Genomic DNA, 211 nt, shown 5'->3' on the forward strand with positions numbered 1-211 from the left:
TAATTTGGATACTCCTACTGATAATGTATCTAAACCACCTGTTACTTGGCTTGAGCCATCTGTTAATTTAGATACTCCTACTGATAATGTATCTAAGCCACCTGTTACTTGACCTGATCCATCTGCTAATTGATTTATTCCATCAATAAATTGGCCGGATTCGTTTTCAAATTTATTTGCGCCTTCTTTTGCTACATTTAAATTCCTTCCA

General features: G+C 35.1%; 1 protein-coding gene. It reads right to left on the reverse strand.

The window, feature by feature from the left end:
• Positions 1–211, reverse strand: a 211-nt coding sequence (locus tag MR167_RS32760) for a hypothetical protein (RefSeq protein WP_242316337.1), incomplete at both ends; no start/stop codon positions are given.

This window comes from Bacillus cereus group sp. BfR-BA-01355, assembly GCF_022663675.1.
Lineage (GTDB): Bacteria > Bacillota > Bacilli > Bacillales > Bacillaceae_G > Bacillus_A > Bacillus_A thuringiensis_S.